The 26,437-nt window shown below is 64.7% G+C and carries 26 protein-coding genes; 19 read left to right on the top strand and 7 right to left on the bottom strand.

The annotated features are described in order from the left end of the window. The first annotated feature begins 58 nt into the window (after window positions 1-58). Window positions 59-2,923: a translation initiation factor IF-2 gene (gene infB / locus CXY72_RS08850; RefSeq protein WP_104127323.1), complete on the top strand. Its 2,865-nt coding sequence runs from the start codon at window positions 59-61 to the stop codon at window positions 2,921-2,923. Window positions 2,924-3,149: 226 nt separating this feature from the next. Continuing rightward, window positions 3,150-3,626 carry a 30S ribosome-binding factor RbfA gene (gene rbfA / locus CXY72_RS08845; RefSeq protein WP_104127322.1) on the top strand — a complete coding sequence of 159 codons (477 nt, stop codon included), beginning with the start codon at window positions 3,150-3,152 and terminating at the stop codon, window positions 3,624-3,626. Window positions 3,627-3,703: 77 nt separating this feature from the next. On the opposite strand, the gene CXY72_RS08840 is transcribed toward rbfA, so the two are convergent. Genes CXY72_RS08840 through CXY72_RS08830 form a run of 3 tightly spaced genes read right to left on the bottom strand, consistent with a single transcriptional unit; the run spans window position 3,704 to window position 5,953 of the window. Next, complete coding sequence (locus tag CXY72_RS08840) at window positions 3,704-4,207, bottom strand: dihydrofolate reductase (RefSeq protein ID WP_104127321.1); 504 nt, start codon at window positions 4,205-4,207, stop codon at window positions 3,704-3,706. After that, complete coding sequence (locus CXY72_RS08835) at window positions 4,204-5,025, bottom strand: thymidylate synthase (RefSeq protein ID WP_104127320.1); 822 nt, start codon at window positions 5,023-5,025, stop codon at window positions 4,204-4,206. The genes CXY72_RS08840 and CXY72_RS08835 overlap by 4 nt, the downstream gene beginning before the upstream one ends. 31 nt (window positions 5,026-5,056) lie before the next feature. Next, complete coding sequence (locus tag CXY72_RS08830; RefSeq protein ID WP_104127319.1) at window positions 5,057-5,953, bottom strand: A/G-specific adenine glycosylase; 897 nt, start codon at window positions 5,951-5,953, stop codon at window positions 5,057-5,059. Between the two features lie 23 nt (window positions 5,954-5,976). Between CXY72_RS08830 and CXY72_RS08825 the strand changes: the two genes are divergently transcribed. Beyond that, entirely contained in the window at window positions 5,977-6,579 is a 603-nt protein-coding gene (locus CXY72_RS08825; protein ID WP_104127318.1) for a hypothetical protein, read from the top strand. Between the two features lie 33 nt (window positions 6,580-6,612). On the opposite strand, the gene CXY72_RS08820 is transcribed toward CXY72_RS08825, so the two are convergent. Next, complete coding sequence (locus CXY72_RS08820; protein WP_104127317.1) at window positions 6,613-7,605, bottom strand: ketopantoate reductase family protein; 993 nt, start codon at window positions 7,603-7,605, stop codon at window positions 6,613-6,615. A 75-nt stretch (window positions 7,606-7,680) separates the two neighbouring features. Between CXY72_RS08820 and truB the strand changes: the two genes are divergently transcribed. The 6 genes from truB to CXY72_RS08790 all read left to right on the top strand — a co-directional run bounded on the left by truB (window position 7,681) and on the right by CXY72_RS08790 (window position 12,406). Further along, on the top strand, window positions 7,681-8,610 hold the full coding sequence (gene truB, locus CXY72_RS08815) for a tRNA pseudouridine(55) synthase TruB (protein ID WP_104127316.1): 930 nt from the start codon (window positions 7,681-7,683) through the stop codon (window positions 8,608-8,610). Then, the gene (locus tag CXY72_RS08810) at window positions 8,607-8,975 is read left to right on the top strand and encodes a hypothetical protein (protein ID WP_104127315.1); all 369 of its coding nucleotides are present in this window, start codon (window positions 8,607-8,609) and stop codon (window positions 8,973-8,975) included. The genes truB and CXY72_RS08810 overlap by 4 nt, the downstream gene beginning before the upstream one ends. 60 nt (window positions 8,976-9,035) lie before the next feature. Beyond that, window positions 9,036-9,485, top strand: coding sequence for a hypothetical protein (locus CXY72_RS08805; RefSeq protein ID WP_104127314.1), 450 nt, complete (start codon window positions 9,036-9,038; stop codon window positions 9,483-9,485). Then, window positions 9,482-10,429 carry a bifunctional riboflavin kinase/FAD synthetase gene (locus CXY72_RS08800; RefSeq protein ID WP_104127313.1) on the top strand — a complete coding sequence of 316 codons (948 nt, stop codon included), beginning with the start codon at window positions 9,482-9,484 and terminating at the stop codon, window positions 10,427-10,429. Before CXY72_RS08805 ends, CXY72_RS08800 begins: the two co-directional genes overlap by 4 nt. A 93-nt stretch (window positions 10,430-10,522) precedes the next feature. Then, window positions 10,523-11,176: a ScbR family autoregulator-binding transcription factor gene (locus tag CXY72_RS08795; RefSeq protein ID WP_104127312.1), complete on the top strand. Its 654-nt coding sequence runs from the start codon at window positions 10,523-10,525 to the stop codon at window positions 11,174-11,176. 9 nt (window positions 11,177-11,185) lie between these two features. Then, on the top strand, window positions 11,186-12,406 hold the full coding sequence (locus CXY72_RS08790) for an MFS transporter (protein WP_104127311.1): 1,221 nt from the start codon (window positions 11,186-11,188) through the stop codon (window positions 12,404-12,406). A 6-nt stretch (window positions 12,407-12,412) separates the two neighbouring features. Here the strand turns inward: CXY72_RS08790 and CXY72_RS08785 are convergent, their stop codons facing one another. After that, the gene (locus tag CXY72_RS08785; RefSeq protein WP_104127310.1) at window positions 12,413-13,357 is read right to left on the bottom strand and encodes an ROK family protein; all 945 of its coding nucleotides are present in this window, start codon (window positions 13,355-13,357) and stop codon (window positions 12,413-12,415) included. A gap of 108 nt (window positions 13,358-13,465) precedes the next feature. Between CXY72_RS08785 and CXY72_RS08780 the strand changes: the two genes are divergently transcribed. The 9 genes from CXY72_RS08780 (at window position 13,466) to CXY72_RS08740 (ending at window position 24,152) form a co-directional block, all read left to right on the top strand. Further along, window positions 13,466-14,440, top strand: a complete 975-nt coding sequence (locus CXY72_RS08780) for a sugar-binding transcriptional regulator (RefSeq protein WP_233197725.1) — start codon at window positions 13,466-13,468, stop codon at window positions 14,438-14,440. After that, window positions 14,437-15,450, top strand: coding sequence for a deoxyribose-phosphate aldolase (gene deoC / locus CXY72_RS08775; protein ID WP_104127309.1), 1,014 nt, complete (start codon window positions 14,437-14,439; stop codon window positions 15,448-15,450). The genes CXY72_RS08780 and deoC overlap by 4 nt, the downstream gene beginning before the upstream one ends. A gap of 9 nt (window positions 15,451-15,459) precedes the next feature. Next, window positions 15,460-17,007: an aldehyde dehydrogenase family protein gene (locus tag CXY72_RS08770; RefSeq protein ID WP_104127308.1), complete on the top strand. Its 1,548-nt coding sequence runs from the start codon at window positions 15,460-15,462 to the stop codon at window positions 17,005-17,007. Next, the gene (locus CXY72_RS08765; RefSeq protein ID WP_104127307.1) at window positions 17,004-17,867 is read left to right on the top strand and encodes an aldehyde dehydrogenase; all 864 of its coding nucleotides are present in this window, start codon (window positions 17,004-17,006) and stop codon (window positions 17,865-17,867) included. The genes CXY72_RS08770 and CXY72_RS08765 overlap by 4 nt, the downstream gene beginning before the upstream one ends. 59 nt (window positions 17,868-17,926) lie before the next feature. After that, the gene (locus CXY72_RS08760; RefSeq protein WP_104127306.1) at window positions 17,927-19,447 is read left to right on the top strand and encodes an SDR family oxidoreductase; all 1,521 of its coding nucleotides are present in this window, start codon (window positions 17,927-17,929) and stop codon (window positions 19,445-19,447) included. An 86-nt stretch (window positions 19,448-19,533) separates the two neighbouring features. Further along, entirely contained in the window at window positions 19,534-20,094 is a 561-nt protein-coding gene (locus CXY72_RS08755; RefSeq protein WP_104127305.1) for a GDSL-type esterase/lipase family protein, read from the top strand. 183 nt (window positions 20,095-20,277) lie between these two features. Beyond that, window positions 20,278-20,613: a DUF6804 family protein gene (locus CXY72_RS08750; RefSeq protein ID WP_233197724.1), complete on the top strand. Its 336-nt coding sequence runs from the start codon at window positions 20,278-20,280 to the stop codon at window positions 20,611-20,613. Between the two features lie 318 nt (window positions 20,614-20,931). Further along, window positions 20,932-23,118, top strand: coding sequence for a DEAD/DEAH box helicase (locus CXY72_RS08745; protein ID WP_104127303.1), 2,187 nt, complete (start codon window positions 20,932-20,934; stop codon window positions 23,116-23,118). 5 nt (window positions 23,119-23,123) lie between these two features. Then, window positions 23,124-24,152, top strand: coding sequence for a 6-phosphofructokinase (locus CXY72_RS08740; RefSeq protein ID WP_104127302.1), 1,029 nt, complete (start codon window positions 23,124-23,126; stop codon window positions 24,150-24,152). A gap of 34 nt (window positions 24,153-24,186) precedes the next feature. Here CXY72_RS08740 and CXY72_RS08735 read toward each other — a convergent pair whose 3' ends face one another. Further along, window positions 24,187-24,441, bottom strand: coding sequence for a mycoredoxin (locus tag CXY72_RS08735; protein ID WP_104127301.1), 255 nt, complete (start codon window positions 24,439-24,441; stop codon window positions 24,187-24,189). A gap of 73 nt (window positions 24,442-24,514) precedes the next feature. Between CXY72_RS08735 and CXY72_RS08730 the strand changes: the two genes are divergently transcribed. Next, window positions 24,515-24,988 carry an 8-oxo-dGTP diphosphatase gene (locus CXY72_RS08730; protein ID WP_104127300.1) on the top strand — a complete coding sequence of 158 codons (474 nt, stop codon included), beginning with the start codon at window positions 24,515-24,517 and terminating at the stop codon, window positions 24,986-24,988. 111 nt (window positions 24,989-25,099) lie between these two features. On the opposite strand, the gene CXY72_RS08725 is transcribed toward CXY72_RS08730, so the two are convergent. Further along, window positions 25,100-26,377: a uracil-xanthine permease family protein gene (locus tag CXY72_RS08725; RefSeq protein ID WP_104127299.1), complete on the bottom strand. Its 1,278-nt coding sequence runs from the start codon at window positions 26,375-26,377 to the stop codon at window positions 25,100-25,102. Window positions 26,378-26,437 lie beyond the last annotated feature (60 nt).

Genomic DNA, 26,437 nt, shown 5'->3' with positions numbered 1-26,437 from the left:
ACCCGTCCGTTACTAACGGCCTGCCCCTTTCCGGGTGCAGGCCCGGAACAGGAGAATTGTGGCTGCGAAACCACGCGTACACGAGATCGCTACCGAGCTCGGAGTCGACAGCAAGGTAGCCCTTGCTAAATTGAAAGAAATGGGCGAGTTCGTCAAGGGACCGTCTTCCAGTGTTGAACCGCCGGTAGCGCGTCGCCTTCGCGCCGCTCTCGAGTCGGAAAGCGCCGCTGCTAAGGCTGCAACACCCGTGCAGGCCACTGGTGCTGTCGCCGGTGCTACCACTACGGCAACGCCTGCTCGCCCGAGCCACGGCGCCAAGCCGGGTGCCCGTCCCGGCCCCAAGCCCGTCGCTGAACCGGTAGCCCCGGTCGTTGTCGAGTCTGTCCCGGCAGCGGATGCCGCGCCCCTTCCGGTCGCGCCGCTGACCGTCGCCGAGCGCCAGGCTCAGGCTGCCCAGAAAGCTGAAGCTGCCCAGAAAGTCGCCGCTGCTGACCAGGCCGCCGCGGCTGACGCCGCCGACAAGCCTGGCACCGAGACCCCTAAAGCGAAAACTACGGAAGGATCGGCTACGCCGGTCAAGCCCGGAATGCCTCGCCCCGGAGCAGCACGCCCGGGTAACAACCCGTTCGCCAGCAACCAGGGCATGGGCCAGCGCCCAACCCAGCCGCCGCGTCCGGGTAACAACCCGTTCGCGAGTGCGCAGGGTATGGGCCAGCGCCCCGCGACACCTACCCCCAGCAACATTCCGCGCCCGCCGGCACCTCGTCCCGGCGCTCCGCGCCCTGGCGGACCCGGTCAGGCCGCTCGACCGACCGGCTTCGGCCAGCGCCCAGGCGCTTTCCAGCGTCCTGGTGGCGCCCCGGGCGGAGCCGGCGCAGCACGCCCCGGATTCACTCGTCCCGGTGCTCCTGCCGGAGCCCCCGGCTTCGGCCCGCCCCGCCCTGCCGGCGGAGGAGGCGGAGCCGGTCGCGGTCGCGGCCCGGGCGGTGGCACCGCTGGTGCCTTCGGTCGCGGTGGCGGCAAGAACAAGGCGCGCAAGTCGAAGCGTACGAAGAGAGCAGAGTTCGAGCTGCGTGAGGCCCCGTCGCTGGGTGGAGTATCCGTACCCCGCGGCGACGGTGGCACCGTTGTTCGTCTCCGTCGCGGAGCATCCATAACGGACTTCGCCGACAAGATTGACGCGAGCCCCGGAAACCTCGTCACCGTGCTGTTCCACCTCGGTGAAATGGCCACGGCAACGGAGTCCCTCGACGAAGCGACGTTTGACGTGCTCGGCAGCGAGCTCGGCTACAAGATCCAAATGGTCTCTCCTGATGACGAGGACCGTGAGCTGCTGCTCGCGTTCGACATCGACATCGACCAGGAACTGGAAGACGAAACCGATGAAGACCTCGAGATTCGCCCTCCTGTCGTTACCGTCATGGGCCACGTCGACCACGGTAAGACCGCGCTTCTTGACGCGATCCGCAACGCCAAGGTCGCCGAGGGTGAAGCCGGCGGAATCACGCAGCACATCGGTGCGTACCAGATCATCACCGAGCACGAGGGTATCGACCGCGCGCTGACCTTCATCGACACACCGGGCCATGAGGCGTTCACCGCCATGCGTGCTCGTGGTGCGCAGGTCACCGACATCGCCATTCTTGTGGTCGCCGCCGATGACGGCATCATGCCGCAGACGATTGAAGCGCTCAACCACGCCCAGGCCGCCAACGTGCCGATCGTGGTCGCAGTGAACAAGATCGACAAGCCCGGCGCCAACCCGCAGAAGGTGCGTCAGCAGCTCACCGAATTCGGTCTCGTCGCCGAAGAGTACGGCGGAGACGTCATGTTCGTCGACGTGTCGGCCAAGAACAAGACCGGCATCCAGGAAATCCTTGACGCTGTGCTCCTGGTCGCCGATGCCGGACTCGACATGCGCTCCAACCCGAATAAGGATGCCCGTGGTGTCGCCATCGAGGCCCGCCTCGACAAGGGCCGCGGCGCGGTGGCAACCGTGCTTATCCAGTCCGGAACGCTGCACGTGGGAGACTCCATCGTCGCCGGAACGGCTTACGGCCGCGTTCGGGCGATGGCCGACGAAAACGGTGTCGCCGTTCTCGCCGCCACGCCGTCCCGCGCGGTGCAGGTGCAGGGTCTCTCGAGCGTCCCGCGCGCCGGTGACACCTTCCTTGTCATCGAGGAAGACCGCACCGCCCGTCAGATCGCCGAGAAGCGTGAAGCCGCCGAGCGCAACGCCCTGCTGGCCAAGGCCCGCAAGCGCATCAGCCTCGAAGACTTCACCCGTGCCCTCGAAGAGGGCAAAGTCGAGTCGCTCAACCTCATCATCAAGGGTGACGTTTCCGGTGCCGTTGAGGCCCTGGAAGAGTCGCTGCTCAAGATCGAGGTCGACGATTCGGTTCAGCTGCGCATCATCCACCGCGGTGTCGGTGCGGTCACGGAGAGCGACGTCAACCTCGCCACCGTCGACAACGCCATCATCATCGGGTTCAACGTTCGCCCCGACACGAAGGCCCGCGAGCGTGCCGCTCGCGAAGGCGTCGACGTGCGCTTCTACTCCGTCATCTACTCCGCCCTCGAGGACATTGAGAATTCCCTCAAGGGAATGCTCAAGCCCGAGTACGAAGAGATCCAGAGTGGTATCGCCGAAATTCGCGAGGTCTTCAGCTCGTCGAAGTTCGGAAACGTCGCCGGTGTCATCGTGCGCTCCGGTACCATCACCCGAAATGCCAAGGCTCGCGTTATTCGCGAGGGCATCGTGGTGGGGGACAACCTGGGCATCGAGTCGCTGCGTCGCTTCAAGGACGATGTCACCGAGGTCCGCACGGACTTCGAGTGTGGTATCGGACTGGGCAAGTTCAACGACATCCGAATTGGCGATGAGATCGAGACCATCGAAATGAAGGAGAAGCCGCGCGTCTAGCGTTGGTTTTGGGGGTCGGACTCGGTTTTGCTGAGTTCGACCCCTTTTGGGTCGAGTCTTCGCAATTTCCTATTGACAGGAAAGAGCGGAACCCGTACCCCGATTCCCATTTAGTGGGAAATTTCGCTTGAACCCTCCATTGGTAGGCGGATGTCCGTCATCCTGTGGCGGAGAGAAAAGTTCAGTAAGACCGGGCGCATCGGTGCCCGCTAATAAGGAGTGAATCATGGCAGATCCGGAACGCGCCAGAAAGATGGCGGACCGCATTAAGGTCATCATCGCGAAGCGGCTGGAACGCGGCCTGCGCGATCCGAGGCTCGGGTTCGTGACTATCACCGACGTGAAGGTCACCGGGGATCTCCAGCACGCCTCGGTGTTCTACACCGTGTACGGTTCGATCGAGGAGCGCACCGATAGCGCAGCCGCCCTGAAGGCCGCAACCGGTCTCATGCGCAGCGAAGTCGGCAAGAACATCACCGCGAGACTCACACCGTCTATCGAATTCATCGCTGATGGCATTCCCGAGAACGCGGCTCTGATCGACGACCTGTTGCGCGAAGCGCACGACCGCGATACCGCGACCGAAGACGGCAAGGGCACGGCTACGTACGCCGGCGAAGCCGATCCGTACAAGAAGCCGCGCGAATACGACCTCGAAGAAGACGGCGACGAGCCTGGCGCCGAGAGCACCGCGAAGCACTAGCACACCCCGCCCTACCACCTCAGCCGGACGGGGCCCGGGCCCCGTCCGGCTGAGGCATCGCTGCGCAGGGCGGCAGGCTAGCGGATGCCGGGGGACCGCTCGTAGCGGGTGAACCGGTAGCGGAGCGCCGTACTGGAGCTGAGCCATCCGTTCGCTGGATCTGTCTTGACGAGGGTCCAGGCGGCATCGAGGGTAGGCGCGAGAGTGTCACCGGCGATCGAGGCGTCGATCTCAGTCACCTCGAGGGTGTCGGCCAAGGGTAGGGCCAGCCGAAAGATTTCGGCCCCACCGATCACCCAGACCGGCCCCTCGGTGAGCGCGAGGGCGTCGTTGAAACTGTGCGCACTGGATGCTCCCGCCGCGGCCCAGCCCCGCTGCCGGGTGATCACAACGTTCTGCCGATCCGGCAGGGGACGAAAACGCTCCGGGAGCGAATCCCAGGTGCGTCGACCCATAATGACGGCGCCTCCCCGGGTTACGGTACGAAAATGGGCGAGGTCTTCCGGCAGGTGCCAGGGCAGAACTCCGTCAGCCCCGATGATGCGAGTGACCGTCTGCGCCCAGATCAGGCCCAGTTTCATACCGCGACCGCGCCCTTGATGGCGGGATGATGCTGGTAATTCTCGAGGATGAGATCGTCGAACTCATAGTCGAACAAGCTGGCGCGGCCCGGCTTGATGCGCAGCCGGGGGGAGGGAAACGGCGTGCGGGAAAGCTGCTCGTTGACCTGCTCGACGTGATTGTCGTAGATGTGGCAGTCCCCACCGGTCCAGACGAACTCGCCGAGCTCAAGGCCGGCCTGTTCGGCAACGAGCTGGGTGAGCAGGGCGTAGCTGGCGATATTGAACGGTACCCCGAGAAAAAGATCGGCGCTGCGCTGGTACAGCTGGCAGGAAAGCTTGCCGTCGGCGACGTAGAACTGGAACAGGGCGTGGCAGGGAGCGAGCGCCATTTTCGAGAGGTCGGCTACATTCCAACTCGAGACGATCATGCGCCGCGAGTCCGGATCGGTGCGCAGGGTGTTGAGCACGTCGCTGATCTGGTCGATGGTCTCTCCGTCGGGGGCGGGCCAGGAGCGCCACTGCACCCCGTAGACCGGGCCGAGTTCGCCGTTTTCGTCGGCCCATTCGTTCCAGATGCGCACGCCCTTTTCCTGTAGCCAGGTGACGTTGGAGTCGCCGCGCAGAAACCACAGAAGTTCGTAGGCAATCGACGCGAAGTGCACTCGTTTGGTGGTCACGAGCGGAAAACCGTCGGCCAGGTCGAAGCGCAACTGGCGGCCGAACACGCTGCGGGTTCCGGTTCCGGTGCGATCGGCCTTACGAGCGCCGTTCTGGAGGGTATCGCGAAGAAGCGCTGAATACTGGGCATCGGCAGCAAAAGAAGTGGTTACGGTCACCGGTCAATCGTACGCGGCGAAGCCGACACGGCTAGTCCGGCAGGGTGTAGCCATCGTGCACCGGTAGAGCCAGACCGTCGGTGACAAGACTGGCCAGCGCGCGCTGCAGCTGGGCCGGATCCGGCCACAGTGTGTTGATCTCGGCGTCCGTCACCGAACGGTGGGTGGAGCGCAGCTCGGCCATGATCAGGCCGCGCACCTGCCGGTCGCTGCCCGCGAACTTCTTTTGCACCGTTTTGCGGGTACCGGTGTACGCGGGGTAGTCGGCGGCTCGCCAGGCACATGCATGTCGAATTGGGCATACCTCACAGTGGGGGCTGCGGCTGGTGCAGACCACCGCGCCGAGCTCCATGATCGCGGCGTTGAACAGCGCCGCTTCCTGCACGCTCTGTGGCAGTAACAGGCTCATCGCGTCTAGGTCGCGGGCACGACTGGGCGGCGACGGCTCGCCCGCGCCGGCGATCGCACGGGCGATCACCCGTCGTGTGTTCGTGTCGACCACCGGATGCCGATGGCCGTACGCAAACGCGGCCACCGCTCGCGCGGTGTAATCTCCGATGCCGGTCAGGGCCAGTAGTTCGTCGATGTCGGAGGGCACGACACCCCCGTGCAGTTGCGTGATTTGCACCGCTGCGGCATGCAACCAGAGCGCGCGCCTCGGGTAGCCGAGGCTGGACCAGGCCCGCACTGCCTCGCTCGGCGGCACCGCGGCCAGCGCAGCCGGCGTGGGCCAGCGCGCCAGCCACTCCTCGAGCCGCGGAATCACTCGGTTCACCGGAGTCTGTTGCAGCATGAACTCACTCACCAGAATGCCCCAGGCCCCGAAGCCGTCGCGCCGCCATGGCAGGTCGCGGGCGTTCGCGACGAACCACGCATTGAGCGCGGCGCTGATGCCGTTTGCGGCGGGAACCAAGGGTGTGACGTTCATCCGTTCTAACCTAGGCTCGATTCATGAAGCTGGTTTCCACACCGCGCATCGAATTTCTGCGCACCCTCGCCACCGAGATCCTGCACAACTACGGCCGCGGCCGCACCATCATTGCCATCGACGGACCGGATGCCGGTGGTCGCGCTGCCTTCGGCGATGACCTGGCCGCCGTGTTCCGGGAAGATGAACTGCACGTATTCCGGGCCAGCCTGCGCTACTTCCAGCATTCCCGGGCCGAACAACAGCGATTAGCGCCCGACACACCGGACCATCGCTACCGAGTCGGCTACGACTACTCAGCGCTTCGCCGGGTACTCGTCGAGCCCTTTCGCATGGGGGGCAGCACAGGCTTCGTCACCGAAGAGTTCGACCCCGATCGGGATACCTGGATTCAACCGACCTGGCAGACCGCTCCCGCCGACGCCATCCTGATCATCGACGGTGACTACATCAACCGGCCCGAACTGCACGGGCTCTGGTTATACAGCGTGCTGCTGGAAGGCGCACCGGTGAACGATTCTGATCTGCGGTACCACGCCGAAGTGCATCCGCGGGACGTCGTGTCGGCTGTGGTCGACACGACCGACCCGGCGGCTCCGCGCCGTGTGCTGACGGATCGCTGCTGACCGGCTGGGCGCTGACCGGTTGCAGCTGAGCGCTTACCAGTGCCGGGCTTGAACCTCGGCCGGGGTCAGGAACCGACCGTTGCGCTCGACCTCGTGCACGAGTTCGGTCAGCAGCGCGTTCACCGGCGCGGCCACCCCCGCTTCGGCTGCGGCTTGCACCACCGCTCCGTTCAGAAAATCGATCTCGGTGCGTTGGCCGCGCGCGAGGCTCTGCAGGGTCGAACCCTGGTTTGCCACCTTGCCCATACGGGCACGCATCGACAGTGGCAACACCTGACCGGCCCAGAGCGGCGCAACCGCAAAGGCACGCAGCCGCCGGTGGGACAGTCCCTGTAACGTGTGAAACCGAACCCCACTGGCGAGGCCTACCCGCACGGTTTCGCGCATGCTTCGGGTCATCAACCGGCGAAGGTCCGCCTGCCCGATCACCTCCTGCACGCTGAGCCCGGTGATGGCGGGCAGGGCGTTGAGCATATTGACGACGAGCTTGGTCCACTGGGCTCCGACGAAGTTATCGAGGGCGAGGGTGGGTACAGCGGCGTTCAGAACCGCCTGCCAGCGCCGGGTCGCCGCATCGACCGAGCCGTGGCCTCGCCCGAGATAGCTCGGCGCCGCCGTCGTCACCCGAACCCGGCCCGGCCCGTCATAGTGGGCAGCAATGATCGTGATCAAACCGAAACATTCTGACCGCGGCAGCAGCCTTTCGGCCGTGCTGACCCCGTCCAGTCCGTTCTGTACGACGAGCACCGGGGTACCGTCCAGCGCTGCGGCATTCTCAGCAATCGCCGCAGCAGCATCCTGTGCCTTGGTGCAGATCAGCGCCAGGTCACACGGTTCGACCAATCGTTCAACGGCCACCGGTCGGGCGAACCGACCCCCGTAGCCGCCCGTCAGATGGATGCCGTCGGCCAGCACCGCTGGCAGCGAGGCCCCACGCATGGTCACCACCAGATCGTGCCCCTGGGCAGCGAGCAGGCAGGCGAATGTGCTGCCCAGGGCACCAGCACCGATCACCGCGATTCTCACGGCTCACATACTACGGGCCGGGGCTGGCAGGCGATTCGCACCATGCCCCCAGTCCCGCGCTGATAGCCTCAGCTAGTGACCAGCGGCCTTTTACTCATTGACAAGGCGCAGGGCTGGACCAGCCATGACGCTGTCGCCAGGACCCGGCGTCTCGCCGGCACCCGCAAGGTCGGCCACGCCGGCACTCTCGACCCCATGGCCACCGGGCTGCTGGTGCTCGGCGTCGACAGCTCGACCCGGCTGCTCACTTATGTTGTCGGCCTCGACAAGGAATACCTCGCGACCATCCGCCTCGGCCAGTCCACCACGACGGATGATGCAGAGGGCGACGCACTGACCCGCGCGACCGCCGAGCAGGTCGCCGCCATCAGTGCCGCGAGCGTCGCGGGCGGAATCGCGGACCTCACCGGTGAGATCAGCCAGCAGCCGAGCGCGGTCAGCGCCATCAAGGTCGACGGCAAACGCGCCTACGCCCGAGTGCGCGCGGGCGAAGACGTGCAATTACCGTCTCGACCGGTGACCGTGAGCGAGTTCGAACTTTGCTCCAGCACGCGCGGAGACGGTTTTCTCGACCTCAAGGTTCGTGTCGTGTGTGCCTCCGGCACCTACATTCGCGCCCTGGCACGTGACCTGGGCACCGCGCTCGGTGTCGGCGGACACCTCACTGCGCTCCGCCGCACCCGCATCGGCCCGTTCCGAATCGAAAACGCCGCCACCCTCGAGCGGATCGATGTCGTCGCGCAGCTCATTTCGCCAGCGGATGCCGCCACCCGTCTGCTCCCACGCCTCGACCTGTCGACCGAAGAGGCCATCGACCTCGGCCACGGCAAGCGCATCACAATCGAGCGAGACCCCACCCGCGCCGGACCGGTCGCCGCGATCGCTCCCGACGGTCGACTGGTCGGACTGGTCGAATATCGTGGTGACCAGGCCAAGGTGCTGCTGAATTTCGCGCCGGATATACCCGACACATCAGACGCCAGCGAATCGACACCGACCCCATGATCGAATGGTTCACCTGGCTGCAACTGGCCATCGCCGTGCCCGGCGGATTGCTCTGCGTCGTCCTCGGCCTCGCCGGGCGCAAACCCACCGACCTCACTATGGGCGCGACCGCACTCGTCGAGCTGTTGTTGATCGTGCAGCTCGCGGCCGCAATCGCGGCGCCGCTGGCCGGAAATGATGCCACCGGCAGCCTGCTCGAGTTCTACACCTACCTGGTCAGCGCCATGCTGCTGCCGGTCGTGGCCGGATTCTGGGCGCTGGTGGAACGTAGCCGCTGGAGCACGGTCATTCTCGGGGTGACATGCCTGTCGGTTGCCGTCATGGTCTACCGCATGAACCAGATCTGGAACGTGCAGGGCAGCTGACGCGGTTTCGGGTTCGCTGCGGATGCTGCAATAATTGACGAACCAGATGAATGCCGAGCAATGACACAATCCGCCACCGAAGAGCCCTCCCACCGGGTGAGCGGCATTGGGCGACTCCTCATTGCTGTGTACGGGGTACTGGCCCTCGCTGCAACGGGGCGTTCATTCGTGCAGATTGCCTCCGAGTTTGAAGACGCCCCGCTCGCATACTCGCTGTCGGCTCTTGCCGCTGTCGTCTACGTCGCCGCAACGGTCGCACTGATCAAGCGCAGCCGCCGCTGGTATCGCATTGCCTGGATCACCATCAGCTTCGAACTGCTCGGAGTGCTCGTCGTCGGAACGTTGAGCCTGGTCGACCCTGCGCTGTTCCAACATAAAACGGTCTGGTCGGTCTTCGGTCAGGGCTACGGTTTCGTTCCCCTCGTGCTGCCGCTTCTGGGCATGTGGTGGCTCAGACGCCACCCGGTGTCGGTGGCCGCCGGCCCGGTAATCACCGAGAGTCGCGCATGAAAATCCTGTACGGTATCGACTCGGTACCAAACGACTGGCCCGCCTCGGCCGTTAGTATCGGAAAGTTCGACGGCGTGCACGCCGGGCACCGGGCCGTGATAGCTGAGCTCAAGGCCATCGCCGACCGGGAACAACTCGCGACCGTCGTTGTTACCTTTGACCGGCATCCGCTCGCCCTGCTCTCTCCAGCCACCTGCCCAAGCGCGCTGGTCAGCGCCCAGCAAAAACTCGACTTGATCGCCGACACCGGGGTCGATGCGACGTTGTTGCTGGAGTTCAACCACGCACTCTCCAGCCTTCCCCCGCGCGAATTCATCGAACGCATTCTGGTTACCGCGCTGCACGCCCGGTTTGTGCTGGTCGGTCGTGACTTTCGCTTCGGTACGGGCGGTGCGGGCGATATCGCGCTGCTCCGTGACCTCGGCACCGAGTTCGGCTACGAGGTGACTCTGATCGATGATGTGAAGCCCGATGGGCAACGCCGAGTGTCATCGACCTGGATCCGCGAGCTGCTCGGCAGCGGCGCAGTGACCGAAGCTGGCCGGTTGCTCGGCCACCTGCCAACCGTGCGGGGAGTCGTCGTGCACGGTGCCGCGCGCGGCCGCGAACTGGGCTTTCCCACTGCCAACCTGTCGGCCGACTCCGACGGCCTGATCCCTGCCGATGGCGTCTATGCCGGTTGGTTGACGGATGCCGGATCGCGCTACCCGGCAGCCATTTCGGTCGGCAATAATCCCACCTTCGACGGAGTGGCCCAGAAACAGGTCGAAGCGTACGTGTTGGATGAGGTCGACCTAGACCTCTATGACCACGTCGTGGAGGTATCGTTCGTGGAACGGATTCGCGGCATGGTCGCCTACTCGGGCATCGATCCGCTGATCGCGCAGATCCGCGATGACGTTGTGCGGGTTCGGGTGATTCTGGGCCGCGAAAACCAGAGCTAGTCGCCACCGTGGACAGCACCGGTTTCGGGGGTCAATCCATCGAGGCCGGTTTGCCCGGGTACGCTGGGCAGACCAATATTTTCTGGGGGTTCCATGCGGCAACAAGCACGAGCGATAGAAACGCGTGCGGCGATCATTCGTGGCGCCGCGGAAGCCTTCGAGCAGCGCGGGTACGGGAGCACGTCGCTCGCGCAGGTGAGTGCTGCCGCGGGCGTGACCAAGGGAGCATTGTACTTTCACTTCGATTCCAAGGAAGCGCTCGCGGTCGCCATAATCGCGGCTCAGCACAAGAAATCGGTCGATGCGGGTCGTCAGCTGCTCGAGGACAACATGCCCGGCCTGCGTGCCCTCGTTTCCATGTCCTACGAGCTGGCTCGCCAACTGCGCGATGACCAGGTCGTCAGCGCCGGTGTACGCCTGACTATCGAGGCCGTGAACTTCTCAACGCCGGTATCCGCGCCCTACCGGGACTGGATGGTCGCCTGTGAGGAATTTTTGCGTCGGGGGATCGCCGAGGGAGATGTAGCGCCAACGGTCGATGTGCCGGCCGCGGCACGGTTTTGCACCGCCGGTTTCACGGGGGTGCAGGTTGTCTCGGACGTGCTGACTCGGCGTGGGGACATCGAGCAGCGACTGACCGAGATGTGGGCGTTGCTCTTGCCCGGACTCGTTGCCCCCGGGCGCTGGGACGACCTGAAGAATCTAGCTGCCGACGTGCAGCGGCAGCGTGCCGCGGATCGGCCGTAGACTAACCAAGTGAATACCGCAGTGTCCCGCCGACTGTGGCGCGGACGCAGCCTCGCTCTCCTGGGCATCATCCTGGTCGCGGCAAACCTGCGCACCGCCGTCGCCGCCCTGTCGCCGATCGTGGCCGAAATCAACCTCGACATTCCCCTCGGCGCGGTATCGCTCGGGGTGCTCGGCATGCTCCCGCCGGTATGCTTCGCCCTGTTCGGCATCTTCACCCCCATGATCACCCGCCGTCACGGCCTCGAAGCACCACTCGTACTGGCCCTCGTGGCGATCCTGCTCGGTCACGTCACCCGCGGCCTGTCCGGCTCGATCACCATGCTCATCATCGGCAGCGTCATCGCTTTCGCCGGACTCGGCATTGGCAACGTGCTACTGCCTCCGCTGGTCAAGAAGTACTTCCCCGACCGGGTCGGGCTCGTGACGAGCCTCTACGTCACCGTTGTGGCCCTGAGCACCCTGGTACCGCCGCTGATTGCGGTTCCGGTAGCGGATGCCGCCGGCTGGCGCATCTCGCTCGGCATGTGGATGCTCCTCGCCCTGCTCGCCCTGGTGCCCTGGATCACCATGCTGGTGCGGCACCGTGCGCGAACGCCGGACGCGATCATTGAGGAGGCCGATGCCACCATTCTCGGGCGCCTCTGGAAGTCGTCGATCGCCTGGGCCCTCGCGGGCGTGTTCGCGGTCTCGTCGCTCAACGCCTACGCGATGTTCGCCTGGCTGCCGCAGCTACTCGTCGACACCGCCGGTGTGAGTCCTGCCCAGGCCGGAACTCTTTTGGCGCTCTATGCCAGCATGGGCATTCCGTGCGCACTGATCATTCCAATCCTCACCGCCCGCATGACCAACGTCGGGCCGCTCATCTACGTCGGTGTGTTCGCGTTCGTCGCCGGTGACCTTGGGCTGTTGTTCGCACCGGAAACCCTGACCTGGCTCTGGGTCAGTCTCGCCGGGATCGGGCCATTGTTCTTTCCCCTCGCACTCGTATTGATCAACCTGCGCACCCGTACTCACGCCGGCGCAGTGGCCCTCAGCAGCTTCGTGCAGAGCATCGGCTACACCCTGGGAGCGCTCGGACCGCTGGTATTCGGTCTGCTGCATGAGCTCAGCGGCGGGTGGACCTGGCCGCTCATTTTCTTGTTGACGGCCGCGCTGGCCATCGTCATCGCCGGCGCGGTGATCGGGCGTCCGCACATGCTGGAAGACGACGTGACGCCCACTCGCTGATCGCCATCACGGCACGAGATGGGCACGGTGGATCAGCGCCGCGGCGCCGATCAGCGGGCCGTCGCCGGACAGCGCTGACGGTACCACTCGCACCCGGGTCGCGTAGGCGAACTGCACCCGCTGGGCGATCGTTTCCCGGGCGAAATCGAGCAGGTCGGGAGTGACATTGGCGAAGCCGCCGCCGATAGTGACCAGGTCGAGATCGAGCAGCGTCGCTGCGGAGGCAATGGCGTGACCGAGTGCCCGGCCGCTGCGCGTTACGGCGGCGATCGCAATCGGATCGGCGGTCGAGTAGGCCGCCGCGAGATCTTCTCCCGACTCGCCCCTGAATCCGTGCGTCCGTGCCCAGGCGACGGTCTTCGGCCCTGAGGCGATCGCCTCGATGCAGCCGATTCCACCGCAGGCGCAGGGATCGTCAAAGCCGCCGACCTCGATGTGGCCGATGTGGCCGGCATTTCCAGTTCTTCCCGACACGGTGACGCCACCGAGAATCAGGCCGCCGCCGATGCCGGTGGAAACGATCATGCCCATCAGGTTGTCGACGCCCTGTCCCGCTCCCACCCAGTGTTCGGCAAGGGTGATGCAGAGCCCGTCCATGCGTAGGCGCACCGGTAGATCAGGGACGAGGGCGATGACTCGATCTTTGAGGGGATACTCGCGCCAGACCGGCAGGTTCAACGGTGACACCGCCCCCTGCTGCAGGTGAATCGGCCCGGCACAGCCGATGCCAACTCCAACCAGGGCCGCACCGGTGGGCAGGCTCGAGCGGGCCTGAGTGACCGCATTCGTGACAGCGACGGCGAGTTGTGCGCTTGATGCGCTCGACCCGGTCGCTGCGCGGTGCCGGCTGGAGGTGAGCACCAGGCCGTGGTCGTCGACGAGGGCGGATTCAACCTTGGTACCCCCGACATCGACGGCGAGAACGAACCGGGGCGCTGCACTGGTGCTCATGCGTTGATCGTACTGGTCGCGATTCCGGTCCGATATTCGCTCACATGAGCAAAAATCCCCACGACTGTTGATTCGCGCGGCGGGTCGACATAGGCTGGAGTCAAACGATTGGACCGCGCCACCGACATGAGCGATACCGACGAACTCCTCTCCATTCGTGCCGCCGAGCTGTACTACGAAGAGAACCAGACCCAGGACGAGATCGGTGTGATTCTGCGCCTGACCCGCTGGAAGGTCGGCCGGTTGCTGGCGAGCGCGAAGGCAAACGGGTTCATCCGCATCGAGATCGTGCACCCGCGCGCCCGCCGCCTGCCGATCGAGCGGCGCCTCCGCGAATCGACGGGCCTCACCGATGCGATCGTCGTTTCCTCCGCTGGGGTGTCGAGCGAAGTCGAACTGCAGTCGCGTACCGCGCAGGCCGCCGCAGACTTCCTCACGAGCCTGCGCCCGATCCCGCGCACCCTCGGTATCAGCTGGGGGCGTACCCTGCACGATGTGTCCCTGCACCTGAAGCAGGGCTGGGCGCCGGGCGTGAACGTGGTTCAGATCAACGGTGGCGTCAGCCTGCACCAACGCACCGGCACCGCAGCATCCACTGCCGTGACCATCGCTCACAAGGCCGACGGCTCGGCCACCCTGCTGCCGAGCCCCGCCGTCTTCGAACGCCTCGAAACTAAGCAGGCGATGGAAGCCGACCGCGCCGTCGCCGGGGTACTCGACCTCGCCCGCAACGCGCAGGCCTATCTCTTCAGCGCCGGCCAGGCGGATGCGAATTCCGCTCTCGTCGACAGCGGTTTCCTGACCGTGGAACAGATCGATGACCTCGTCTCGCGCGGTGCCGTCGGCGACGTCGTCGGCCGCTATATCGATGCGAACGGCCGCATCGTCGACCCTGAACTCAATGAACGAACGGTCGGTATTCAGATCGACCAGTTGCGCCGTGCCCCGCTCACCATCGCGGTCATTTCCGGAAACGATAAGCATGCCATCGCCCGCGCCGTCGTGCGCAACGGGTTGTGCACCGTGCTGGTCACCGACGAAGACACCGCGAACGCTCTGCTCCAGGAAAAGGACACCCTATGACCAACAGCCCTCTGGCCACCTACCAGCCTGACCAGCGTGCCCTCGCGTTGATCGGCGGGGAAGCCACCGACGCCAACCTGCGCCGGTACCTGCACGGCATCCCGGGAATCGACGCCGTCGGCCTCGAAGCGCGCGCCTTCGACCTCGGCACCCGTTCGATCAAGACCAGTTCCAAACGCTGGGCGATCGACACCATCATCGGCCTGATCGACCTGACCACCCTCGAGGGCGCCGACACCCCCGGCAAGGTGCGCTCGCTCGTAGCCAAGGCCCTCATGCCCGACCCGGGCGACCCCGGCACACCCCGTGTCGCAGCGGTCTGCGTCTACGGTGACATGGTCGGTTCGGCCGTCACAGCGCTCGGCTCAGCCCATGCGGCCGGCGGAACCGACGGTGTCACCGTCGCCGCCGTCGCTACCGCCTTTCCGAGCGGCCGCGCCTCCCTCGCGATCAAGCTCGCCGATGTGCGCGACGCGGTCGCGGCCGGCGCTGACGAGATCGACATGGTCATTGACCGTGGAGCGTTTCTAGCCGGTCGGTTCGGCCAGGTCTACGACGAGATCGTTGCCGTGAAAGAGGCCTGCCGCCGCGCCGACGGGTCGATGGCTCACCTCAAGGTGATTCTCGAAACCGGCGAACTGAACACCTACGACAATGTGCGTCGAGCGTCCTGGCTGGCCATTCTGGCCGGCGGAGACTTCATCAAGACCTCCACCGGCAAGGTCGCTCCAGCCGCGACGCTGCCCGTGACACTGTCGATGCTCGAGGTTGTGCGGGACTGGCACCGCCTCACCGGCGTGCGTATCGGCGTGAAACCGGCCGGCGGTATCCGCACCTCCAAGGACGCCATCAAATACCTCGTGACGGTCGCCGAGACGGTGGGGGAGGAGTGGCTCAGTCCGCGCCTGTTCCGGTTCGGCGCCTCCAGCCTGCTGAACGACGTGCTGCTGCAGCGCCAGAAGATGACGACCGGGCACTACTCCGGTCCCGACTACGTGACGATTGATTAGGGAACGACCATGAAATTTCTCGACTACGCCCCCGCCCCCGAATCGAAGGCGCTGCTGGGCCTCAAAAGCGACTATGGCCTGTTCATCAACGGCGCGTTCATCGCCGGTCGCGGAACCCCGTTTCAGACAATCAACCCGGCCACCGAACAGCAGATCGCGATGATCGCCACCGCCAACGAAGCGGATGTCGACGCTGCCGTTTCGGCCGCCCGCCACGCCTACGACGGCGTCTGGTCCCGCCTCTCCGGCAGCGACCGGGGCAAGTACCTGTTTCGCATCGCCCGACTGGTGCAGGAACGCGCGCGCGAACTGGCCGTTGCGGAAACCCTCGACAACGGCAAGCCGATCAAGGAAACCCGCGATGTCGACATTCCCCTTGTCGCCGCCTGGTTCTTCTACTACGCCGGCTGGGCAGACAAGCTCGACCACGCCGGAGTGGGACCCAGCCCGGCGTCCCTCGGCGTCGCCGCTCAGGTCATCCCGTGGAATTTCCCGCTCATGATGCTGGCCTGGAAGATCGCCCCGGCGCTTGCCGCTGGCAACACCGTTGTGCTCAAGCCCGCCGAGACGACCTCCCTCACCGCGCTGCTGTTCGCCGAGATCCTGCAGCAGGCCGACCTGCCGGCCGGTGTCGTGAACATCATCACCGGCGACGGAAGCACGGGAGCGACTCTCGTCAACCACCCAGGCGTCAACAAGGTCGCGTTCACCGGTTCGACCTCGGTCGGTCGGTCGGTTGCCCGTTCGATCGCTGGAACCGACAAAAAGCTCAGCCTCGAACTCGGCGGCAAGGGCGCCAACATCGTTTTTGATGATGCCCCGATCGACCAGGCCGTTGAGGGAATCGTGCGCGGCATCTTCTTCAACCAGGGCCATGTCTGCTGCGCCGGCAGTCGCCTGCTCGTGCAGGAAAGTATCCACGACGACGTCATCGACCGACTCAAGCGCCGCATGCAGACGCTGCGGTTGGGTGACCCGCTCGATAAGAACACCGACATCGGCGCCATCAACAGCGCCGAACAGCTCGCGCGCATTCGGGAACTGTCCGATCTGGGCGAGCAGGAGGGCGCCGAACGTTGGAGCGCCGACTGCGAAATTCCGCCGAACGGTTTCTGGTTTTCGCCAACCATCTTCACCAACGTGTCTACCAGCCACCGCATCGCCCGCGACGAGATCTTCGGACCGGTGCTCTCCGTGCTCACCTTCCGTACCCCGGCCGAGGCCGTAGCAAAGGCCAATAACACCCCCTACGGCCTTTCCGCCGGAATCTGGAGCGACAAGGGCAGCCGCATCCTCGCCGTTGCCGACAAGCTGCGTGCCGGCGTGGTTTGGGCGAACACCTTCAACCAGTTCGACCCGTCGAGCCCCTTCGGCGGCTACAAGGAAAGCGGCTATGGCCGCGAAGGTGGCCGCCACGGCCTCGCCGCTTATCTGAAACCCGCCGTGCGCAGCGGCTCAAGGTCGATCGCCGCCGCCAACCAGCAAACATCGTCCGTTTCCAAGAAGACCGCATCCGTCGGCAAAAAGTCCGCATCCGCAGAGAAGGCCGCCAAGTGAACCGCCTCGTTATTTCTAAAACGTACAAGCTCTATATCGGCGGCAAGTTTCCGCGCAGCGAATCCGGCCGCGTCTACGAGGTGCTCTCACACACAGGGGACTTTCTCGCCAATGCGGCCAAGGGCAGCCGCAAGGATGCCCGTGACGCGGTCGTCGCCGCCCGCAGCGCGCTCGGTGGGTGGGCCGGCGCCACGGCCTACAACCGCGGCCAGGTGCTGTATCGCATCGCCGAACTGCTCGAGGGTCGTCGGAACCAGTTCGTCGACGAGATCATGAACTGCGAGGGCGTCAACGCCGCCGTCGCCAGCGCTCAGGTCGACGAGGCCATCGATCGCTGGGTCTGGTACGCCGGCTGGGCCGACAAATACGTGCAGGTCGCCGGCAACGCCAACCCGGTTTCCGGCCCCTTCTTCAACACCTCCGTCCCCGAGCCGACGGGTGTCGTCGCGATCATCGCGCCGCAGGGCACTGAATCGCTGCTCGGCCTGGTCAGTGCGATCGCGCCAGCCCTCGTCGCCGGCAACACCGTCGTCGTCGTCGCCAACGAGCACGCACCGCTGTCGGCGATCAGCCTGGGCGAAGTGCTCGCCACGAGCGACGTGCCCGGCGGTGTCGTCAACATCGTGACCGGTTCGCCGGCCGAGATCGCGCCCTGGCTGGCCACCCATGCCGACGTGAACGCCCTCGACCTCGTCGGTGCCGGCAACCTGGACTGGGTGGAACTGCAGATCAGCGCCGCCGACACACTCAAGCGGGTGCTTCCGCCCGAGGCAGGAGCGGATGCCGCCTTACCGGCGCTGAATCGCATCCTCGCCTTCACTGAACTGAAAACGGTCTGGCACACCAAGGCTATTCTCTAAATCGCAAGCGTGGGAGGACACTCAGCCGAGGGCCAAGAGAACCGGATAAGCTCCGCCGCATGACTTTACGCAGAGCACTCGTCACCGGCGCCACGGGCTATATCGGCGGACGTCTCGTTCCACGACTCCTGGAAGCCGGCTTTACGGTGCGAGTGCTCGTGCGCACCCCGTCCAAACTGCGCGATGTGCCCTGGGTCGACCAGGTGGAGGTCGTGCACGGTGACCTCGGCGACCTGACCTCGGTGCAGCGCGCCTGCGCCGACATCGACGTGCTGTACTACCTCGTGCACTCGATGGGCGCGGCGGGTGACTTTGAGAAAACCGAGCACCTGGCCGCCGAGAACGTCGCCCGTGCTGCTGCCGAAGCCAGCGTTCAGCGCATCGTCTACCTCGGTGGTCTGCACCCCGACACCGACACGCTCTCGGCCCACCTGCACTCCCGCAGGGAGGTTGGTCGTATCCTGCTCGAGAGCGGGGTACCGAGCATCGCGTTCCAGGCCGGCGTCGTCATCGGTTCCGGCTCGACCTCGTTCGAGATGATCCGCCACCTCACCGATGTGCTGCCGTACATGCCCGCGCCCAAGTGGGTCCGCAACAAGATCCAGCCGATCGCGGTGCGCGACGTGCTCTATTACCTGCAGGCTGCGGCCGACCTGGCGCCCGACGTGAACCGTACCTTCGACATCGGCGGCCCCGACGTGCTGCGCTACGGCCAGATGATGAACGGCTACGCCCTCGAGGCCGGCCTCAAACAGCGGGCGATCGCCGCGCTGCCCGTGTTGACCCCGTGGCTGGCCTCGCAGTGGGTGAACCTGGTCACGCCGATTCCGCGCAATCTCGCCATTCCCATCATCGCCTCGCTGCAATACGACTGCGTCGTGCACGAAAGCGATGTCGACGAGTACATTCCCAAGCCGGAGGGCGGGTTCACCAGTTATCGACGGGCGGTGCGCCTCGCGCTTGGCCGTATGCGCAACGGTGACGTCGAGACCAGCTGGCGTAACTCTTCGATCGAGGGCGCGTCGAGCAACCCGCTGCCCAGTGACCCGGACTGGTCCGGCCACGCCTTTTACACCGACCTGCGTGAGAAGTCCACACCAGCGGCTCCGGCCGCGCTCTGGCGGGTCATTGAGAGCATTGGCGGCGAAAACGGCTGGTACTCCTTTCCGCTGGCCTGGGCGGTGCGCGGCCTGATGGACAAAGCGGTGGGCGGTGTAGGACTGCGCCGCGGCCGTCGCAACCCCGACCACCTGCACACGGGTGAAGTGCTCGATTTCTGGCGAGTCGAGCAGATCGACCACGGCAGTTTCCTGCGGTTGCGCGCCGAGATGCGGGTTCCCGGGCGGGCCTGGCTTGAAATGAGCGTCACCCCGACGGATGCCGGTGGCTCTGTCTACCGGCAGCGCGCGGTGTTCTTTCCCCGCGGCCTCGGTGGCCGGCTGTATTGGGCGGCGATCCTACCGTTTCACGGGATCATCTTCGAGGGGATGGCCACCCGCATCACGGCGACGGCTGCGGCGGAACGCGAAGTTGAGGCGGAACATTCGCTCGGGGCGGTGTCGCGCTCTGACAACTTCTGATTCGGGGGTAGAACGTGCGTATGCTCTGAGAATTCTGGCCACTCGACCCGGTTCGGGGCATGATGGTTTACGAGTAGGAGGTCTTTATGTCAGTTTCTCTCGCCTTTCTGGGTGACGGCCTCGTGGCGTGCGGTCAGTGGGACGAATGGTTTCCCGGGCACGACGTGCACAATCTGGCCGTGAGCGGCAACTCCACTGACGAGGTGATCGTGCAACTTGCCCAGGTTATTGAATTGCGACCCGACGCCATCGTGATCGGGGTAGGCACCAATGATCTGGGCTGGCGCAGGTCTGACGAATACGTTGTACGCAACCTGGAAACCATTCTGCACACGCTGCGGCGTGCGCTGCCGGAAACCCGCATTATGGTGCAGTCAGTTTTACCCCGTGAACAGGCTTTCTCCGAGACGATCCGCTCCATCAATCGGCATATCTGGCAATACGCTCCCACCCAGCACGTGCAATACCTCGACCTCTGGCCAGCCCTCGCGCTGCCTGACGGCGAACTCGATCCAGCTCTGGGCATTGACCGGCTGCACCTGAACCCAGCCGGTTACGCGGCCTGGCTGGCCGAGTTGAAGCCGGCCTTGGAGATGTTGTTCGAGCGCCCACCGTCAACGACGTCGATCCCCATCCAGCACGCGTGAGGGTGAAGCATGCCTGGGGCCGGGAAGTAGCTGCTGCGCTCGGTAGAATACAGTCATGCTTCGCTCCGCCCACCCCGCACATATCCTTACTCTTGGTGCTAGCGCATCGTCCACGACCGCATCGCGCGCAACGACCTCGTCGAGTTCCGTTCACGGTTTCTCTCGCGGCTGCGCCGGCGTCTGATGGGCACTCCAGCCGCACCGACATTCACCCGCTCGGCTCTCGCGCCGGGCCTTTTGGGAGCCATCGTTCTGCTCGCGGGACTCGCGCTTTTGGACAGTGAGAGTTTCATCATCATCCGTTACGCGGTCAGTATCCTCGCCCTTATTCTCTGTGTCTTCGTGATTCAGGCGCGTTCCTGGTACTGGCTGGTCGGTCTCGTTCCGATGGCCGTCCTGTGGAACCCGGTCGTACTTTTTGACCTCAGCGGTCAGGGGTGGGTTTCGGCGCAATTCATCGGGGCAATCATTTTCATCGCGGTCGGTCTGCGCACCAAAGTTCCGGTACATAAGGACTGAACGTCGGGCGTAGACTACTATCACGTTGAGAGAACCTGGTGAGGTCTCTGCTGTGCGCTGGTAGCCGGTGGAAGTTTCCGTACACTCAATGTTGTGACATCGTTGATTTGACGGCACCGGCGGTGCGCTAGCATACGCCTGGCCTTGGGTCTGGCGTCAGATCGCGACCCGTGCCGCGTTTCGTGAATCGAATGTTTCCGCACACGATAAGACGATTTGCGCAAATGCAGCGTTCCGGTAATACCAGAATGACCGTGACCGGCACGCTCGGACAGATACAGCCGGCACCCGTACCGTGCTGCTTCGAAGTGGAGAACAATGGCTTATACCCGCACCGATGCCTCGGGCAGCCGGAACAATCTCGGTCGTAACGGAGTCACCCGCAATCGGGCTCATCCACGCTCCCGCGACGACGATGCCCCGATCATTCCCATTCTCGCTCGCAAGGTGCGCGAGGTCGAGGCCAAGGCGCAGTCCGGTACCAAGCTCGGGCCGACCAATCGCACGAAATACCAGGTCATCGCTCTGTTGATGCGTGAAGAACGGGCCAGGGTCAAAGGCGATAAGGAACTCTCCGACGCGAACCGAGCAGAGTTACTCAAACGCCTCGACGGGATCGCGCAAATTCTGGCCAAGACTGCCGCCAGGGACACCAGCCTGATCACGCTACTCGAACCCGATGCCGGCGTCTCCACCGTCGCTCAGCGGTTTCGGCGTGATTGGCTGCTCGAATCCGGTGCCGAGCTCAGCCCCGACGAACTCATCATCACCCGCGAGCCCGAGGCGGCGCCGGTCGTGTTGCAGAACCAGGTCATCCCCCAGTCGGTGAAAGCCAGGCAGCTCGCCAACCCGTTCCTCGCCCCCGACTTCAGCGCCGCCGCTCAGCCGATCGTGCACCCGCGTCGGCTCGCCAACTGGGAACTGCTCGGCCCGTTGTTCAAATCATTCGAGTACGGTTCGGGCGGCCAGGCGGCCAGCATGGACATGCCGGAGGCACCTGGCCGTGACCGGCTCTCGCCGGGCGGTATGGAACTCATGCGGCATCAAGCCCGATTCATCGAGAGCGCCCGGCTTGGGCACCGTAGTTACCTGCTCGCCGACGAGCCGGGCCTTGGTAAGACCGCGCAGAGCCTGCTGGCGGCATCCGTTGCCAACGCCTACCCGTTACTGGCCATTGTGCCTAACGTGGTAAAGATGAACTGGGCGCGTGAAGTGGAACTGTGGACGCCGAACCGGCGGGCAACGGTCATTCACGGCGATGGCGACAGCCTCGACGCTTTCGCCGATGTGGTGGTCGTGAACTACGACGTTCTCGACCGGCACCTGGCCTGGCTCGGTACGCTCGGGTTCAAGGGAATGGTTGTCGACGAGGCGCACTTCATCAAGAATCTGTCATCCCAGCGGTCCAAGCACGTGCTCTCGCTCGCGGACCAGATTCGCCGCCGAACCCCGGGAGGTAACCCGCTGCTGATGGCACTCACCGGAACTCCACTCATCAACGACGTCGACGATTTTCGTGCCATCTGGCAGTTCCTCGGTTGGATCGACGGCGACAAACCGGCCCCTGCACTGCTGAAACGCCTGGAAGAGACCGGCCTGACCCCGGCCGACATGGGCTTCTACAAGGAAGCCCGTGCCGCCGTCATCGACATGGGCATCGTGCGTCGTCGTAAGGTTGACGTCGCTGCCGATCTGCCGTCCAAGCGCATCGCCGACCTGCCGGTGGAACTCGATGACGATCTCGGTCGATCGATCCGCCAGGCCGAACGCGAACTGGGTGCTCGACTGCTCACCCGGTACCACGCGCTCGTGGCCGCCCGGCATGCCGGCTCGGGCGGCCCGGCCGTTCCCGACGAAGACCAGCGGGATGCGTACGTTCGCGCCGTCGCCCACGCCGAACTCGAAGATTCCAAAGGCCAGACCACCGGGGAAAACGTGTTCACGATGGTGCGCAAGATCGGCCAGGCCAAAGCCGGGCTTGCGGCGGACTACGCCGCGCAACTAGCGCGCTCGGTGGGCAAGGTGGTGTTCTTCGCCAAGCACATCGACGTCATGGACACTGCGGAAGAGATCTTCGCCAAGCGCGACCTGAAAACGGTCTCGTTGCGCGGGGATCAGAGTGCAGTGGCCCGCCAGGCTGCGATCGACTCCTTCAACAACGATCCCGATGTCGCCATCGCGGTGTGCTCGCTGACTGCGGCCGGGGTCGGCGTCAACCTGCAGGCCGCGTCGAACGTCGTTCTGGCTGAATTGAGCTGGACCGCTGCCGAGCAGACCCAGGCTATCGACCGGGTGCACCGCATCGGTCAGGATGAACCGGTCACCGCCTGGCGCATCATCGCAGCGCACACCATCGACGCACGTATTGCCGACCTGATCGGCAGCAAAGAGGGCCTGGCGGCTCGCGCCCTCGACGGTTCCCAAGCGGAGTACTCGACCACCGATTCGGTACAGGCAAGCGCTCTTATCTACCTGCTCACCCAGGCCCTCAACGGAAAGCTGTAGACCGTATGAAGATCGGTATTCTCACCAGCGGCGGCGATTGCCCCGGACTCAACGCGGTTATTCGCGGCGCCGTGCTCAAGGGTGTGCGCACGCACGACTTTGAGTTCGTCGGAATTCGCAATGGTTGGCGCGGACTCGTGCAGAACGAGTTCATGCCCCTCGACCGCCACAGTGTGCGCGGCCTGTCCCGTCAGGGTGGAACCATCCTCGGCAGTTCCCGCACCAACCCGTTTGAGGGTGAGAATGGCGGTCCGAAGAATATCCAGCGCACTCTCGATGCACAGGGTATCGACGCCGTGATCGCCATCGGCGGGGAAGGCACGCTGACCGCCGCGCACCGGCTCACCGAGGCCGGCCTCAACATTGTCGGGGTTCCGAAAACCATCGACAACGACCTTGAGGCCACCGATTATTCTTTCGGTTTCAACACCGCTGTCGAGATCGCCACCGAGGCGATCGACCGTTTGCGCACCACCGCCGAGTCCCACGGCCGCTGCATGGTTGTTGAAGTTATGGGACGCCACGTCGGCTGGATCGCGCTGCACTCCGGGATGGCCGGCGGTGCCCACGCCATTCTCATTCCCGAGCAGCCCAAGTCGATCGCGCAGATCTGCGAGTGGGTGGAGCGTGTGCGTGACCGTGGCCGAGCCCCGGTCATCGTCGTTTCGGAGGGCTTTTTGCTCGCCGGCATGGAGGAGGCGCACTCGACCAAGGGTCTCGACGCTTTCCACCGGCCCCGTCTCGGCGGAATCAGCGAGATTATCGCCCCGCTCATCGAGGAACATACCGGTATCGAAAGCCGGGCAACGGTGCTGGGCCACACCCAGCGTGGCGGGGCGCCATCGGCCTACGACCGAGTGCTCGCCACGCGGCTCGGAATGGCAGCGGTCGACGCGATCCACAACGAGCAGTGGGGTTCCATGGTGTCCCTGCGCGGGACCGAGATCGATGTCGTGAGCATCGCCTCGGCCACCATCGGCCTCAAGCGGGTCTCACCGGCCCGCTACGATGAGGCGTCTGTACTGTTCGGCTAGGCCGGCGCGAGCGGGGCGGTCAGGTTAGGCCAGTTCAGGCTAGTTTTGCCTGCACTTGGGCCAGCGAGGGGTTGGTCGCAGCCGATCCGTCGGGGTACAAAATGGTCGGCACGGTCTGGTTGCCGTTGTTGAGGCTCATCACCAGCTCCGGCGTACCGTCAACTCGCTCAATGTTCACCTCGGTGTAGCCAATCCCGACGCTGTCGAGTTGCTTCTTCAATCGTTTGCAGTAACCGCACCAATCGGTCGTGAACATGGTGATGGTTCCGGTAGCGGGTACAAAGTCCATATGCGCAGCTTATCCCCGCCGCCTTAGAGTCCGCTTCGTGCGCCTGCTGTTGAGTGAGCATTAAGCTACACCAATGACTTTGCCCCAGGTGTGCGTGTGCTATCTCACTCGGCTATCTCCCGAAGGTGACCGGCAGGTACTGCTGGGCCGCAAGAAGAAAGGCCTCGGCGCGGGCAATATAGTCGGCCTCGGCGGCAAGCTCGAAATCGGTGAGAGCGCAGTGGATGCGGCCGTTCGCGAAATCGAGGAGGAATCCGGACTCGTGGTGGCGGCATCAGCCCTGACCGAACTCGGCTTTCTCACGTATCTGTTCCCGCACCGCCACGACTGGAGCCAGGAGTCGACCGTGTTCGTCTGCGACGAGTGGTCGGGAACTCCGCGGGAATCGAACGAGCTGAACCCGGTCTGGTTCGACATCGAGAGCCTGCCCGTCGATGAGATGTGGGACGATGCCCGGCATTGGCTGCCGGGAGTACTCGCCGGGATCCCGGTGCGTGCCACGTTCACCTTCGGCCCTGATCTGGAAACCGTCGTGTCTCGTGCCTGAAATCAGCTGAACCTGATCACCTGATTGATGCGCCTGCCGTCGAGCCCGAGTCATGCGCTGTTGGGTACCCGGGCCGGCACGTTCATCCGCTCATCGCGCGGGGCGGGCGGGTCAGGCCGTCCGGCGCACTCGGCCGAGCCAGGTCATCAGATGATAGATGACGATGGCCGCTACCGTTCCGAGCGCGATGCCGTTGAAGCTGAGTGTTCCAGCGTTGAGTGTGAAGTCAGCGATACCGACAATGAGCGCGGTCGCAGCGGTGAACTGGTTCACAGGCTTGGAGAAGTCGACCCTATTGTCGAACCAGATCTTGACGCCGATGACGCCGATCAGCCCGTAGAGCGCGGTGGTGACACCGCCAAGCACGCCAGCGGGGATCGTGAAGATGATCGCACCGATTTTGGGAGAGAGGCCGAGCAGGATAGCGACGATTCCGGCGACCCAGTAGGCCGCTGTGGAGTAGATGCGGGTCGCCGCCATGACACCGATGTTTTCACCGTACGTGGTGGTTCCGCTGCCGCCGCCAAAACCGGCGAGCATGGTGGCCAGGCCATCGGCGAGCAGGGCCCGTCCGGTGAGTCGGTTCACCTTGGCATCCGTCATCTGGGCCACACCTTTGATATGGCCGACGTTCTCGGCGATGAGCACGAGCACGACGGGAAGAAAAGCGGGCAGCACCCCGAACACCGCCGCCGGGTTCTCGAAGGGGTTGGCCGGCGCGGTGAACGGCGGCAGGCCGATCCAGGCCGCGTCCGCCACGCGGCTGAAGTCCACCTCACCGAAGAAGATCGCGGCGACGTAGCCTACGAGCACGCCGAGAAAGATTGAGAGCCTGCCGAGGATGCCGCGAAACAGCACGGTGCAAAGAATCACCGCGACGAGTGTGATGAGTGCGGTGAGCGGTGCCTTGTCGAAATTGGCCTTGGCCACCGGAGCCAGATTGAAGCCGATGAGGGCGACGATCGCGCCCGACACGATCGGCGGCATCAGCCGGTCGATCCAGCCGGTGCCGGTGAGCTGCACGATGACGCCGACCAAGGCGAGCAGCACCCCGACGGCCATGATGCCGAACAGGGCGCTGCCCATGCCAGCCGAGGCCGTTGCCGCGGTGATCGGCGCGATGAACGCAAACGACGACCCGAGGTAGCTGGGCAGTTTATTGCCGGTGATCAGAAGAAACAGCAGGGTGCCTATGCCGGAGAACAGCAGGGTCGTGCCCGGTGGGAATCCGGTGAGCAGGGGCACCAGAAAGGTAGCGCCGAACATGGCGACGACATGCTGAGAGCCGATACCGATGGTCAATGGCCAGCTCAGTCGTTCGCCAGGGCCGACGACAGCCTGCGCCTCGACGGTTTTTCCGTCACCGTGCAGTGTCCAGGGCAGTGCCATGTGCGTTCTCGTTTCGTCTGGTGCGGTATCTGTGTCGAGCGTAGTCGCAGCCGGTCAGCA

The organism is Cryobacterium sp. Y57, assembly GCF_002929505.1.
In the GTDB taxonomy this organism is placed as follows: Bacteria; Actinomycetota; Actinomycetes; order Actinomycetales; family Microbacteriaceae; genus Cryobacterium.
The sequence above is the reverse complement of the archived record's forward strand: the minus strand, read 5'-3'. Positions and strand labels throughout refer to the sequence as shown.

What these genes read in the sequence shown, in the direction of transcription:
- rbfA (WP_104127322.1), top strand. Translation starts at nt 3,150, where the DNA reads ATGGCAGATCCGGAACGCGCCAGAAAGATGGCGGACCGCATTAAGGTC.
- CXY72_RS08840 (WP_104127321.1), bottom strand. Translation starts at nt 4,207, where the DNA reads ATGAAACTGGGCCTGATCTGGGCGCAGACGGTCACTCGCATCATCGGG.
- CXY72_RS08830 (WP_104127319.1), bottom strand. Translation starts at nt 5,953, where the DNA reads ATGAACGTCACACCCTTGGTTCCCGCCGCAAACGGCATCAGCGCCGCG.
- CXY72_RS08825 (WP_104127318.1), top strand. Translation starts at nt 5,977, where the DNA reads ATGAAGCTGGTTTCCACACCGCGCATCGAATTTCTGCGCACCCTCGCC.
- CXY72_RS08810 (WP_104127315.1), top strand. Translation starts at nt 8,607, where the DNA reads ATGATCGAATGGTTCACCTGGCTGCAACTGGCCATCGCCGTGCCCGGC.
- CXY72_RS08805 (WP_104127314.1), top strand. Translation starts at nt 9,036, where the DNA reads ATGACACAATCCGCCACCGAAGAGCCCTCCCACCGGGTGAGCGGCATT.
- CXY72_RS08800 (WP_104127313.1), top strand. Translation starts at nt 9,482, where the DNA reads ATGAAAATCCTGTACGGTATCGACTCGGTACCAAACGACTGGCCCGCC.
- CXY72_RS08795 (WP_104127312.1), top strand. Translation starts at nt 10,523, where the DNA reads ATGCGGCAACAAGCACGAGCGATAGAAACGCGTGCGGCGATCATTCGT.
- CXY72_RS08785 (WP_104127310.1), bottom strand. Translation starts at nt 13,357, where the DNA reads ATGAGCACCAGTGCAGCGCCCCGGTTCGTTCTCGCCGTCGATGTCGGG.
- deoC (WP_104127309.1), top strand. Translation starts at nt 14,437, where the DNA reads ATGACCAACAGCCCTCTGGCCACCTACCAGCCTGACCAGCGTGCCCTC.
- CXY72_RS08770 (WP_104127308.1), top strand. Translation starts at nt 15,460, where the DNA reads ATGAAATTTCTCGACTACGCCCCCGCCCCCGAATCGAAGGCGCTGCTG.
- CXY72_RS08760 (WP_104127306.1), top strand. Translation starts at nt 17,927, where the DNA reads ATGACTTTACGCAGAGCACTCGTCACCGGCGCCACGGGCTATATCGGC.
- CXY72_RS08755 (WP_104127305.1), top strand. Translation starts at nt 19,534, where the DNA reads ATGTCAGTTTCTCTCGCCTTTCTGGGTGACGGCCTCGTGGCGTGCGGT.
- CXY72_RS08750 (WP_233197724.1), top strand. Translation starts at nt 20,278, where the DNA reads ATGGGCACTCCAGCCGCACCGACATTCACCCGCTCGGCTCTCGCGCCG.
- CXY72_RS08745 (WP_104127303.1), top strand. Translation starts at nt 20,932, where the DNA reads ATGGCTTATACCCGCACCGATGCCTCGGGCAGCCGGAACAATCTCGGT.
- CXY72_RS08740 (WP_104127302.1), top strand. Translation starts at nt 23,124, where the DNA reads ATGAAGATCGGTATTCTCACCAGCGGCGGCGATTGCCCCGGACTCAAC.
- CXY72_RS08735 (WP_104127301.1), bottom strand. Translation starts at nt 24,441, where the DNA reads ATGGACTTTGTACCCGCTACCGGAACCATCACCATGTTCACGACCGAT.
- CXY72_RS08730 (WP_104127300.1), top strand. Translation starts at nt 24,515, where the DNA reads ATGACTTTGCCCCAGGTGTGCGTGTGCTATCTCACTCGGCTATCTCCC.
- CXY72_RS08725 (WP_104127299.1), bottom strand. Translation starts at nt 26,377, where the DNA reads ATGGCACTGCCCTGGACACTGCACGGTGACGGAAAAACCGTCGAGGCG.